The organism is Agrobacterium sp. DKPNP3 (genome assembly GCF_052686535.1).
The window spans coordinates 1-11,591 of sequence record NZ_JBQYSN010000119.1; the positions used below are offsets into that span (position 1 = coordinate 1).

At 59.4% G+C, this 11,591-nt stretch carries 12 protein-coding genes; 7 read left to right on the plus strand and 5 right to left on the minus strand.

The features are described 5' to 3' along the window. Positions 1–91: 91 nt before the first annotated feature. The gene (locus ACUTJJ_RS22565; RefSeq protein ID WP_445543490.1) at positions 92–1,390 is read right to left on the minus strand and encodes an Hsp70 family protein; all 1,299 of its coding nucleotides are present in this window, start codon (positions 1,388–1,390) and stop codon (positions 92–94) included. Positions 1,391–1,802: 412 nt separating this feature from the next. Between ACUTJJ_RS22565 and ACUTJJ_RS22570 the strand changes: the two genes are divergently transcribed. Then, on the plus strand, positions 1,803–2,780 hold the full coding sequence (locus tag ACUTJJ_RS22570; RefSeq protein WP_063950985.1) for a GGDEF domain-containing protein: 978 nt from the start codon (positions 1,803–1,805) through the stop codon (positions 2,778–2,780). A 14-nt stretch (positions 2,781–2,794) separates the two neighbouring features. On the opposite strand, the gene ACUTJJ_RS22575 is transcribed toward ACUTJJ_RS22570, so the two are convergent. Further along, complete coding sequence (locus tag ACUTJJ_RS22575) at positions 2,795–3,589, minus strand: SDR family oxidoreductase (protein WP_445543491.1); 795 nt, start codon at positions 3,587–3,589, stop codon at positions 2,795–2,797. 15 nt (positions 3,590–3,604) lie between these two features. Here ACUTJJ_RS22575 and ACUTJJ_RS22580 point away from each other — a divergent pair, with 15 nt between their 5' ends. Continuing rightward, entirely contained in the window at positions 3,605–3,745 is a 141-nt protein-coding gene (locus ACUTJJ_RS22580; protein ID WP_445543492.1) for a hypothetical protein, read from the plus strand. A 71-nt stretch (positions 3,746–3,816) separates the two neighbouring features. Here the strand turns inward: ACUTJJ_RS22580 and ACUTJJ_RS22585 are convergent, their stop codons facing one another. Continuing rightward, positions 3,817–4,668, minus strand: a complete 852-nt coding sequence (locus tag ACUTJJ_RS22585) for a DMT family transporter (RefSeq protein ID WP_445543493.1) — start codon at positions 4,666–4,668, stop codon at positions 3,817–3,819. Between the two features lie 85 nt (positions 4,669–4,753). On the opposite strand from ACUTJJ_RS22585, the gene ACUTJJ_RS22590 reads away from it, so the two are divergent. After that, positions 4,754–5,323, plus strand: a complete 570-nt coding sequence (locus ACUTJJ_RS22590) for a TetR/AcrR family transcriptional regulator (RefSeq protein WP_445543494.1) — start codon at positions 4,754–4,756, stop codon at positions 5,321–5,323. A gap of 75 nt (positions 5,324–5,398) precedes the next feature. Here the strand turns inward: ACUTJJ_RS22590 and ACUTJJ_RS22595 are convergent, their stop codons facing one another. Then, complete coding sequence (locus ACUTJJ_RS22595; RefSeq protein WP_296064450.1) at positions 5,399–6,007, minus strand: histidine phosphatase family protein; 609 nt, start codon at positions 6,005–6,007, stop codon at positions 5,399–5,401. 396 nt (positions 6,008–6,403) lie between these two features. Between ACUTJJ_RS22595 and ACUTJJ_RS22600 the strand changes: the two genes are divergently transcribed. Both ACUTJJ_RS22600 and ACUTJJ_RS22605 read left to right on the plus strand, forming a co-directional pair. Continuing rightward, positions 6,404–8,068 carry an electron transfer flavoprotein-ubiquinone oxidoreductase gene (locus tag ACUTJJ_RS22600; protein WP_445543495.1) on the plus strand — a complete coding sequence of 555 codons (1,665 nt, stop codon included), beginning with the start codon at positions 6,404–6,406 and terminating at the stop codon, positions 8,066–8,068. 474 nt (positions 8,069–8,542) lie between these two features. Then, positions 8,543–9,283, plus strand: a complete 741-nt coding sequence (locus tag ACUTJJ_RS22605; RefSeq protein ID WP_445543496.1) for a pentapeptide repeat-containing protein — start codon at positions 8,543–8,545, stop codon at positions 9,281–9,283. Positions 9,284–9,460: 177 nt separating this feature from the next. Here the strand turns inward: ACUTJJ_RS22605 and ACUTJJ_RS22610 are convergent, their stop codons facing one another. Continuing rightward, positions 9,461–10,477, minus strand: coding sequence for a zinc-binding alcohol dehydrogenase family protein (locus tag ACUTJJ_RS22610; RefSeq protein WP_445543497.1), 1,017 nt, complete (start codon positions 10,475–10,477; stop codon positions 9,461–9,463). 104 nt (positions 10,478–10,581) lie between these two features. On the opposite strand from ACUTJJ_RS22610, the gene ACUTJJ_RS22615 reads away from it, so the two are divergent. Both ACUTJJ_RS22615 and ACUTJJ_RS22620 read left to right on the plus strand, forming a co-directional pair. Continuing rightward, positions 10,582–10,971 (plus strand): winged helix-turn-helix transcriptional regulator, encoded by a 390-nt coding sequence (locus ACUTJJ_RS22615; RefSeq protein ID WP_004440851.1) that lies wholly within the window; start codon positions 10,582–10,584, stop codon positions 10,969–10,971. Between the two features lie 122 nt (positions 10,972–11,093). Further along, positions 11,094–11,591, plus strand: a 498-nt coding sequence (locus tag ACUTJJ_RS22620; RefSeq protein ID WP_445543498.1) for an undecaprenyl-diphosphate phosphatase, incomplete at its 3' end; no start/stop codon positions are given.

Here is an 11,591-nt window from a genome sequence, read left to right on the forward strand (position 1 = left end):
CAGAAGGGCGGCAAGTTCGGCCGGGGAGAGGTCTTGGGCGGCGATCATGGGCGGAAACTACCGCATGTTCCCCGCCCGGGGAACCCGCAAATCACGCTGTCCAGCGCTGAATATCGCCGCTTTCGCCGATCATGGCGAGACCATGGGCAATCGAAAGCAACTCGCCGCCGCTTTCGATCCGGTCGGCATCGAAACGGCGGGTGAAGAGCTCCCGCACCGCCGGCACGAAGGAGGTGCCGCCAGTCAGGAAAACCTTGTCGATCGCATCAGGCGCAACCTGCGTCTTTTCCAGAACCTCGTCGAGCGCTTCTTCGATCTTGCCGAGATCCTCGGCGATCCAGCTGTTGAAATCGCTGCGTTTCACCGTCTTGCGTCCAGCCTTGCCGAGCGGTGCAAAGTTGAACTCCGCTTCTTCCGCTGACGACAGCGCCATCTTGGTGGCCGAAATAGCCTGATAGAGCGGGTAGCCCTCGTCATGTTCGACGAGATCGATGAACATTTCCAGCTTTTCCGGCTCCAGCGCCGAGCGCACCAGCGATTTCAGGTCGGTGAACTCCTTCGAGGTCTTGAAGATCGACAGCTGGTTCCAGCGGCCGAAATTCACGTAATAGCCGGAGGGCACGTCCAGCACCTTGTCGAAGCTCTTGAACTTGCTGCCCTTGCCGATCTCAGGCGAGACCAGATTGTCGATCATGCGGAAGTCGAAATGGTCGCCCGCAACACCGACGCCGGAATGGCCGATGGGGGTGGCGGAAAGCTTGCCGGCATGGGTCTCGAAACGGATCAGTGAATAGTCTGTGGTGCCGCCGCCAAAATCCGCCACCAGCACGTTGGCGTCTTTCTTCAGGTTTTGGGCGAAATAATAGGCGGCCGCCACCGGCTCGTAGACATAGTGGATTTCCGGGAAGCCGGCGCGGGTGAGCGCTTCATTGTAACGGGCAAGAGCGAGCGTCTCGTCGGGATTGCTGCCGGCGAACCGCACCGGCCGGCCGGCGATGACGGTCGACACATTTTCCGGCCATTCGGACCCTGCATAGGTCTTCAACTTGCGCAGGAACACCTCCATCAGATCTTCGAAGCTCTGGCGCTTGGCGAAGATCAGCGTGCCCTGAAACAGCGGCGAGGCCGCGAATGTCTTGATCGACTGCAGGAAACGACAGTCGCCGGCGTTGTCGATGAACTGGCGGATGGCGGCATGGCCCGCCTCCACATGCAGGGCGGCCGCACCGAGGCCGGCATCCTTCATGAAGGACAGCGCGGTGCGCATGCTGTCATCCGTGCCCGCGCTGCTGGTGAAGCGCATGGAGTGGCTTGCGCCGCCGTGGTCGGAAAGAGCCATGACCGTGTTGGTCGTGCCGAAATCGAGGCCGAGAGCCCGCTTTTGCGTCATCGCCATATCCTTGTGTCGATAGAAGAACCCGCCCGGCCCTTGGGCGGCCCGGCGTAAAAATAAGGGATGCTATTGGCATCCCGATGTCAGAGGAGGGCGGTTGATTGCACAGGGCGAACGGAATGACAAGCGTCGGCGGTCCTTTTTCGATCTACACCGCCTCTGTGCGCGGCGGCCGCAAAGTTACGGCAACCAAAGGGTCATATGGTAAATGGGTTCACAACTCTATTGTGAAAGTGCAAAGTAGTTGCTTGCTATTGCATTAGGGAAGTTCTGTTATAGCGAGTTCTGTAAAAAGAACAGGCAGCGGGATGAAGCCGCTCTCTATTGGATAGAATATTAATTTACCCTTGGCATGTCCCGCCGGGCATGCTGTCTTCGATTGTCAGTTGTTCGTAGTTTTGGAAGTTTGATGCCCCACAGGATCGGTCAAAACACCGCGGAGGACGAAGCGGCGGACCATGCCCCTGCCGTTCAGGGCGACATGGGCGTTTTCTTCCGGCAGTTCATGGCCCTCATGGAGGCCTCCCAGCAGGGTTATGCGCTGTTTGACGGCAGTGATGCGTTGCGGTTCGCCAACAGCGCGTTTCGCGTTGCGCTCGGTATCGGGCCGCAGGATTTTCCCAGCTGGGTTGAGCTTATGCGCGCCGGGTTTCGAAACGCGACCGGCACAACCATCGAAACATCGGATTTCGAGCTCTGGCTGCGCTCCGCCAAGACGCGGCGCGGCAAGTTGCCGTTTCGCACCATCGAGACCAGTCTCAAGGATGGGCGCTGGACCTTGACGACCGAAACCACGCTGCCGGGCGGCTGGATGCTGTGCGTGGTCACCGATGTGTCAGAACTTGGCGTCGAGTTGCGCGACCTGCGTCAGGAACGGGACCGGGCCCTGAAATCCGCCTTGAGTGATGAGCTGACCGGCCTCGGCAACCGCCGTTACGCCATGGACACTCTCAACCACCTGCTCGGCCCAAACAAGGCCCAGGCGCTTGCCGTCATCATCATGGACATCGATCACTTCAAGAGTGTCAACGACCGCTTCGGCCATGCCTACGGCGACATGGTGCTGCAAGATTTCGCGGCACGGCTGTCTTCCACCGCCGGCCGGGACGACCTTCTCGGAAGAATCGGTGGCGAAGAGTTTTTGCTGGTACTCAGTGGCTCACGCATGCACAGCGCCGAAACACTGATGCGCCAGCTTCAACTGTCTCTGGCCGATGCCGCGCCGCTGCGCGACATGCCCGATTTTCGCTATAGTTGTTCAGCCGGCATTGCCTATGCCAATCCCGGTGAGCGCGCCAGCGACGTTTTGCGACATGCCGATACGGCACTTTATGAAGCGAAGAACACCGGGCGGAACCGCTACGTGATCTACGGAGCGGCCCCGTGACCGGCCATTGCGGCTCAGCCCCAGTTCGATTTCGCCGCGCCGCCATCCACCCGCAGCATCGTGCCGGTAATGTAGCTCGCGGGAACAGAGCAAAGGAAAGCGCCGGCAGCAGCAAATTCGTCCACCGTGCCCAGACGGCCGGCCGGAATGCTCTTGACGGATGCTTCGCGAATGTCCTCCAGGGTCTTGCCCAAGCGCTTGGCGTTGGCGCCATCCAGCTCATCAATGCGGTCGGTGTGGATGCGGCCGGGCAGCAGCAGGTTGGAGGTGATGCCGAAGCCCGCCACTTCGGAAGACAGCGTCTTGCTCCAGCCGACGAGCGCGCCGCGCAGCGTGTTGGAAAGGGCCAGATTCGGGATCGGCTCGAACACGCCTGAGGAGGCGACGGTGAGGATGCGGCCGAACCCCTGTTCCTTCATCTGCGGCAGCAGCGCGTTGGTGAGCGTGATGACGCGCAGCACCATCGACTGGAAGAAGGTATCGAGCTTGTCCGCCGTCATCTCCTGGGCAAGGCCCGGTGTCGGTCCGCCGGTATTATTGACGAGAATATCGATGCCGCCGAGCTTGTCCTTGACGGCTTGCACTATGGCCTCGACAAAATTGTCATCGCCTAGGTCGCCCCACACCCAGTCGGCCTTGCCCTTGCCGAGCGCATTGATCGCCTTGCAATTTTCCGCCAGCTTTTCACCGCTTCTGCCAACCAGAAGAACGTTGACGCCTTCTTTCGCCAGCGCGGTGGCAATGCCAAGCCCAAGGCCGCGAGAGGAAGCGAGAACGAGGGCCCGTTTGCCGGAAATGCCGAGATCCATGGATTTTGTCCTGTCTTGAGAGTGCTGTATCTGCTGGTTATAGAGCATTTCGGCGAAATGTGGACCATCGTCGCCACCTTCCTCAGCTTCGCCGTCTCGCTCGTCGCGGCATGGTTCGCAGAACCGCCGGCTGACGATCGTGTCCACCACGGATGAGGAGTGGGCGGTTCGAGTGTCCTCACCCGTCAGGCTAAGTGGGAGGGAATTTCAAAGGAGCTGTGGCGGTTCTACGACCTTCTGCCAAATACCAGGGAGACAGACATGATCACGATGCCGCCGCCCGTCAGAACCAGCGGCGATATGGCTTCGTTGTAAAAGAGCCAGACCCAAACCGGTCCGAGGATGACGTCCAGCATGGAAATTAATCCGGCTTCGCCGGCGTTTATGCGCCGGGACCCTTGCAGCAGGAATATATAGCCGAGGGCCGTGGTGAAAACGCCGTAAAGCGCACACGCAACGACCTGCGTCGGAGCTGGAAGCTCAAACCGCATCAGCGGCAGCGCGACGCAAAGGCAGATCAGCGCGGCGAGAGCGGTCATCAGAGCGGTATCCATGTCGGGGAAGCGCTTCGCGATGACGATTTGGGTGGCGCATCCTGTGGTCATTACGAAGGCAGCAAAGATGCCTAGCATATCCTGCTGAGATACCGCCGCGCCGACCGAAATCAATACGCCGACGAAAGCGGCGCAGCCGGCAATGGCGAAACGGTAGCTTACCCGATCCCGCAAGGACATAAATGCGATGACGGCCACAATAAAAGGAAGCGTTGCATAGATCGTCATCACGTTGGCGACGGTCGTCCAGCGCAACGACGCGACATAGGTGATCGCAGCGATCGCAGACACCATGCATCCGGCAAGGCCGGGCAAGCCGAATGACGTCAGCGACCGCTGTCTGGTAAGTCTATTCCTAAGCAGAAGAAACGCCCCGAGAGCCAAAAAGGTGAAAGCTGAGCGCCACGCCACCATCGACCACACATCCATATCGGCCATGCGCACGAAAAGCCCTGCCGTGCTCCACAAAACTGCGGAGGCTGCAACAAGATATATGCCACTGGAACGCTCATGTGATAGACTCATGTCGGCACCACTCCGAGGAGGTAAGTATGTATAATCAGCATTGTAGACGATCGGTCTAGTGATGGGTGTTCAATCTGCGACACGCATGCGTCTCATTTCGGAGGGAATGCGCCAGCTGCTTGCTCATGGTTATGAGGGCGTTGGGATCGGCCCGATCCTCAAGGAAGTGGATGTGCCAAAAGGGTCGTTCTACTACTTTTTTGCAAGCAAGGACGACTTCGTGGTGGCGGTCATCGAGGCCTACGAGCGAAAATACGCGCAGATCAGGGAAAGCCTTTTTGCGGATGCCTCGTTGCGCGCCTTGCAGCGACTAGCGGTATATTTCGAGACGCTGGAACTCGAGCTAAAACAGGACGGACCTTATGCAGGCTGCCTTTACGGGGTGATTGCCCAGACGGCTGCCGGCCGCAGCGCTCTGGTCCGGGACGCGCTCGCTATTTCATTCAGGCGGTGGGAGACGAGCATCCGCGAACTGCTTACGCATGCCCAATATGAAGGCGACATTGCCGACGATGAGGATGTTTCGGACCTCTGCGCTTGTATCATCGAGGCCTATGAAGGCGCGCTCATCCGCGTGAAAGCCACGGACGATACAGCCGCTTTCACCCGGTTCCGCACTAAGGGCTTACAAAGGCTGATGGCGAACATGCATTAGAGTGGCGGCATCTTGTCTCGAAATAGATGACTGGCCCGCCCTAGCTGAATTCGTGGCAAACTGCGCGGCGCTGTCTCACATCGCGTTCGGTACAGCGTCCCGGCATATGCCATCGATGAAGCGAATGGCGCCATCGCCGAGACGATAAATTCCGTCTTGCGGAACGGGGAGCTCCAGCATTTCCCGTTGCGACAGACCCGCATAGACCCCGCGGATGAGTCGGCCAAACAAACCGTGCGATATGGCTATCGTGGGCCGGTCGATATCGGCAAGCCATGTTCTTGCGCGTCGGCAGGCGTCATCGAAACTCTCGCCGTCAGGCGATCTAAAATACCAATCGAAAGCATCCGAGCCCTCGAGATGGCCGGGATATTCTGCGTCTATTTCGAATTTTGTCATCCCGTCCCAGCAGCCGGTGGTCACCTCCATCAGCCGTGAGTCCTCGATGCCATGGAGCGGCAGCAACCGCTGAACCCTGCTTGCCGTTTCGCGCGTTCTGCCTAGCGGACTTACCCGCAGCTCAAACAAGCGTGTACCGCTGGAAAGCTCGTCACGAAGAATGCAAGCCACCCGGTCAGCCTGTTCAATCCCATGCCGCGTCAGGGGCGAGTCTTTCTGACCCTGGAATCGGCCGAGTGTATTCCAGACGGTCTCGCCATGCCGCAACAGGTAAATAGTCGACACGCGATTCCCCTTTGCGTTGCCACCCGGCCGTGGACAGTCACATCTTTGCTTGCACGGCGCAATCGCCATATCGAGGGTGTGAGCGGCTCCCCTGGCAATTGCGGTGGTTGAATACGCCCCGGACTTCCAAACCCTTGACGATGCAGCGTCTCGTTAATATGCTGGAATGACGTGAACGTAAAAGTAAAATGTATTCGTCAGGTTGTCTGACAATATGGTGGCGCGCGTCCTGATTCGCCGTTATAGACGCTCGACAAAGGCATTTTGCTTTGCGAAGACAGGTGCTGGCTGGTGCAGCGTCGCAGATGGGCTTTCAGTCTGGCGCAGGCGGTGCGGTGCGGCAACGGAAAAGACGATAACAACAGCCGGATGGGACCGGCGATCTGAGAGGACACGATGACGGAAGCGATGGAACTGCCCGAACGCGAAGCGATGGAATTCGACGTTGTGATCGTCGGTGCGGGTCCGGCCGGTCTTGCCGCGGCGATCCGGCTGAAGCAGGTCGAGCCGGAGCTTTCGGTCGTCGTGCTGGAAAAGGGCGCGGAAGTCGGCGCGCATATCCTCTCCGGCGCCGTGGTCGATCCCATCGGCATTGACAGGCTGCTGCCGGGCTGGCGCGAAGAGGAGGGGCATCCCTTCAAGACCGAGGTCGAGGACGACCAGTTCCTGTTCCTCGGGCCCGCAGGCTCCATCCGCCTGCCGAACTTCATGATGCCGCCGCTTATGAACAATCACGGCAATTACATTGTCTCGCTCGGCCTCGTCTGTCGATGGCTGGCGGAAAAGGCGGAAGGACTCGGCGTCGAGATCTATCCGGGCTTTGCCGCCACTGAAGTGCTTTATAATGACGAAGGTGCCGTCATCGGCGTCGCCACCGGCGACATGGGCATCGAAAAGAATGGCGAGACGGGCCCGAACTTCACCCGCGGCATGGAACTGCACGGCAAATATGTGTTGATCGGCGAGGGCGTGCGGGGATCGCTTGCCAAGCAGCTGATCGCCAAATTCGATTTGTCCAGGGACCGCGAGCCGCAAAAGTTCGGCATCGGCATCAAGGAACTCTGGCAGGTCAAGCCGGAGAAACACAAACAGGGCCTCGTGCAGCACTCCTTCGGCTGGCCGCTCGGCTTCAAGACCGGTGGCGGCTCGTTCCTATATCATCTGGAAGATAACCTCGTCGCCGTCGGCTTCGTGGTGCATCTCAATTACAAGAACCCCTATCTTTATCCTTTCGAGGAATTCCAGCGCTTCAAGACGCATCCGGCGATCCGCGATACGTTCGAGGGCGGCAAGCGCATCTCCTATGGCGCGCGCGCCATCACCGAGGGCGGCTATCAGTCGGTGCCCAAGCTCACTTTCCCGGGTGGCGCGCTGATCGGCTGTTCCGCCGGTTTCGTCAACGTTCCGCGCATCAAGGGCAGCCATAATGCGGTTCTGTCGGGCATGCTGGCGGCGGAAAAGATCGCCGCAGCGATTTCCGCCGGCCGCGCCCACGACGAGGTTGCCGAGATCGAGGCCGAATGGCGCGACGGCGATATCGGCAAGGACCTGAAGCGGGTGAGGAACGTCAAGCCGCTCTGGTCGAAGTTCGGCACGGCCATTGGCGTGGCGCTCGGCGGTCTCGACATGTGGACGAACCAGCTTCTTGGCTTCTCCTTCTTCGGCACGCTGAAGCACGGCAAGACGGATGCCCAGAGCCTCGAGCCCGCTTCCAAGCACAAGCCGATCGCCTATCCGAAGCCGGATGGCGTTCTGACCTTCGACCGCCTGTCCTCCGTCTTCCTCTCCTCCACCAACCATGAGGAAGACCAGCCGGTGCATCTTCAGGTGAAGGATATGGAGTTGCAGAAGCGCTCCGAACACGACGTTTTTGCCGGTCCCTCGACCCGTTACTGTCCGGCCGGTGTTTACGAGTGGGTGGAGAAGGACGGCGAGGAGGTCTACGTCATAAACGCCCAGAACTGCGTGCACTGCAAGACCTGCGATATCAAGGATCCCAACCAGAACATCAACTGGGTGCCGCCCCAGGGCGGCGAGGGGCCGGTTTACGCCAATATGTGATGGTGTGAACGAGCGAAAAATCGCGCAACGACTGTTTCGGTGATGTCGTTGCGAGGGTGCAGTCGTCATCGAACCGGGCTGTCGCGTCGGCGCTCGACTCTTATCTGACGTAGGTCGTTTCCGTCATGCCGGCCTTGAGCCGGTATCCAGCCGAAGCGCGTCTGCGCGGCGAGATTTGTCTTTTCAGCCCAAGGACTTGGGCTGGCCGGATGCCGGCATGACGGAGGTGGTGGAGCGCGCCACGACTATCGAGACATCGATGTCACCCGTGACGCAGCAGCAGCCTCCGCAGCCCGTATCCCCGTCAGTATTTGTGGATTGCTCTTCGATTTCTTACATATAGGATGTTGGGGTGTTGTAGCATCGCCTTGCCCGCGGGTTGCGGGTGGTGAATGCAGGAACGCCTGGAATCTGCGTTTGGTCCTTGGGCAGGCTCGGAAGTGTCTGCGCCGCCCAACGACGGGGAGTGAGAAAATGTCCGGCTTTCAAAGGCTGAAGATCGTGCGAAAGACAGGTTTGGTTGGCAGCGTGGCGGTGCTTGCGCTGGTTGCCTTTACCTTCAGTGGCAGCCCGCTGGCGGCGGCAAGCTGCCGCTCCGATGCGATGGCCGGCATAGACTGGCGTGAGTGCAACAAGCGCCTGCTGATGCTGGGCGGCAGCAATCTCGACTCGGCGATGCTCTACGGCACGGATTTTACCTATACCGATCTGCGCGGTTCATCGCTTAAAGGCACCAATCTGGAAAAGGCCAAGCTGATCCGCACATCCCTTGCCGAAGCGAACCTTCAGGGCGCCAATCTGACCAAGGTTGAAGCCTATCGCAGCGACTTTTCCGCCGCCGATGCCACCAACGCCAAATTCATCAACGCCGAGATGCAGCGTACCAAGTTCGAGAATACCAAGCTCGATGGCACGGACTTCACCAAGGCCGAACTTGGCCGCGCGGATTTCGAAGGGGCCTCACTGAACGGCTCGAAATTCTCCCTGACCAACCTCTCGCGTGCCCGTTTCGAGGGTGCGAAAGTGGGCGGGCCGGTCGATTTTACCAACGCATTCCTGCTGCTGACCCGGATCGAAGGCGTCGATCTCTCCACGGCAACGGGCCTCGAACAGAAGCAGATTGATATCGCCTGCGGTGACGCGAAGACAAAATTGCCGAGCGGGCTGACTGTGCCTGCCTCCTGGCCCTGCGCGGAAGACCCTGACGACGATTGACGCAGTCCGTCGTATCGATTGCCGTTGAACTGCGCCGACGGTACGGATGTGATGCCCTTCGCCGGCCGGAAGGGCATGACCTGGCAAGGGGATCGGCTGGGGCTTCAAAAGAAGCAGAAGGGTTTCTGCCGCCCTCCCAGCACCAAGCCGATCCGCCTTAATAGGTGCACGGAAAGCCTAGAAGCCTGACAAAACGATCTTGCCCTTTGCCTTGTTGCTTTCGATCAGCGCATGCGCCCTGATCAGATTTTCCGCATTGATGGTTCCGAAAACCTCGGTCAGCGTCGTCTTGATCTTGCCGGCATCGACCAGTTCGGCAACGTGGTTGAGCAGCTTGTGCTGTTCGATCATGTCGGGCGTTTCAAATACAGCGCGGGCGAACATCATTTCCCAGTGGATCGAGATGCATTTGCGCTTGAAGGCCATCACGTCGAAGCCGCCGGCCGGATCGTCGATCAGGGCAAAGCGGCCCTGCGGCGCAATGGTCGCCACGCTGTCGGCCGCATGGATGTCGCTATGCGTCGTGGAGAAAACGAAGCCCGGCGCGCCGAGGCCCAGCGCCTCCACCTGCGGCGTTATCGGTTTGCTGTGGTCGACGACGTGATGCGCGCCTAGCTCCTTGACCCACGCGATCGTTTCCGGCCTTGAGGCTGTCGCGATCACTGTCAGATCCGTCAGCGCCCGGAGAAGCTGGACGGCGATCGAGCCAACGCCACCGGCCCCGCCGATGACCAGAACGGCATTGGCCGCACCGGGAACCGGTTCCTTCACCCGCAGCCGGTCGAACAGCGTCTCGTAAGCCGTGATGGCGGTGAGGGGCAGGGCGGCAGCTTCTTCGAAGGTCAGTGATTTCGGCTTTGCACCGACAATGCGCTCGTCGACCAGATGAAATTCGCTGTTGGAGCCGGGACGATTGATGACGCCCGCGTAATACACTTCGTCACCCGGTTTGAACAGCGAGACCTTGTCGCCAACGGCCTTCACCACGCCGGCCGCATCGAAGCCAAGCACGCGGGTGGCGCCGTTTTCCGGCGACTGGTTGCGACGGACCTTGGTATCGACGGGGTTCACCGAAACCGCCTTCACTTCAACCAGAATATCGTGCCCTTTCGCGTCCGGCTGGGGCAGCTCGATATCGATCAGAGCATCACTGGCGGTGATAGGCTGGCTCGTCTTGTAACCGATGGCGCGCATGAACAGTCTCCTTTGCTTGTTTGCGTGCCTCTTACTTGATACATATGAACATCGATCGCAAGAATGCACATTTTGTGATGATACACACAAAAAGGATACTGTAGATGTCGCGACCGCGCGCCAAGCTCACCGGTAACTTTCCCGGCTGCCCGGTGGAATCGGCCCTGAGTTTTCTCGATGGCAAATGGAAGGGCGTGATCCTCTATCACCTCATCAATGAGGGCACCCTGCGTTTCAACGAGCTGCGCCGCCATATTCCGAGCGTCACTCAGCGCATGCTGACCAAGCAACTGCGCGAGTTGGAAGAGGCCGGCCTGATTTCCCGCACCGTTTTCCCCGTCGTGCCGCCGCGCGTGGATTATGCGCTCACACCGCTGGGCGAGACGATGCGGCCGGTGATTTCGGCCCTGAAAAGCTGGGGCGATGCGCACGTCGTCTGTAAAAACGGCGCGAAATACACCCAGCTTCCGCAGGTGGCGGAGAAGGCGGCCTGAAAGAAATCACGGGTAAAAGCAAGTGCCGTGGACGTCATTTTTCATGGTGCGATGCAACACGGATTTGCCCCGATTGATGCATAATGCTGCGATCTCGATTCGCAGCAGGGACATCAAAGCACATGAGCATGGGTTGGATGGAGGCCGGATTTCTCGGCCTTTTGCAAGGACTTACGGAATTTCTTCCGATTTCTTCAAGCGCGCATCTGAGGATCGCCGGGGAGTTCTTGCCCTCCGGCGCCGATCCCGGAGCCGCCTTCACCGCCATTACCCAGATCGGCACGGAAATGGCCGTGCTGGTTTATTTCTGGTCAGACATCATGCGGATCGCCGCCGCCTGGCTGCGGCAGAACCTGCGCCTCGGTCCTTATGACAAGGCTGATGCCCGGCTAGGCTGGCTGATCATCGTCGGTTCTGTACCGATCGTGTTTCTGGGGCTGTTCTTCAAGGATGCGATCGAACATTCGCTGCGCAACCTTTATATCACCGCGGTGATGCTGATCGTCTTCGGTATCGTCCTTGGCGTGGCCGACAGGATCGGGGAGAAGCGTTATAAATTGAACCAGCTGATCTGGCGCGATGGCATCCTCTTCGGATTCGCGCAGGCCATGGCACTTATC

Excerpts from the sequence above, each read along its gene's own strand:
- ACUTJJ_RS22590 (WP_445543494.1), top strand. The coding sequence starts at position 4,754 with ATGCGTCTCATTTCGGAGGGAATGCGCCAGCTGCTTGCTCATGGTTAT.
- ACUTJJ_RS22565 (WP_445543490.1), bottom strand. The coding sequence starts at position 1,390 with ATGACGCAAAAGCGGGCTCTCGGCCTCGATTTCGGCACGACCAACACG.
- ACUTJJ_RS22600 (WP_445543495.1), top strand. The coding sequence starts at position 6,404 with ATGACGGAAGCGATGGAACTGCCCGAACGCGAAGCGATGGAATTCGAC.
- ACUTJJ_RS22615 (WP_004440851.1), top strand. The coding sequence starts at position 10,582 with ATGTCGCGACCGCGCGCCAAGCTCACCGGTAACTTTCCCGGCTGCCCG.
- ACUTJJ_RS22610 (WP_445543497.1), bottom strand. The coding sequence starts at position 10,477 with ATGCGCGCCATCGGTTACAAGACGAGCCAGCCTATCACCGCCAGTGAT.
- ACUTJJ_RS22605 (WP_445543496.1), top strand. The coding sequence starts at position 8,543 with ATGTCCGGCTTTCAAAGGCTGAAGATCGTGCGAAAGACAGGTTTGGTT.
- ACUTJJ_RS22570 (WP_063950985.1), top strand. The coding sequence starts at position 1,803 with ATGCCCCACAGGATCGGTCAAAACACCGCGGAGGACGAAGCGGCGGAC.
- ACUTJJ_RS22585 (WP_445543493.1), bottom strand. The coding sequence starts at position 4,668 with ATGAGTCTATCACATGAGCGTTCCAGTGGCATATATCTTGTTGCAGCC.
- ACUTJJ_RS22575 (WP_445543491.1), bottom strand. The coding sequence starts at position 3,589 with ATGGATCTCGGCATTTCCGGCAAACGGGCCCTCGTTCTCGCTTCCTCT.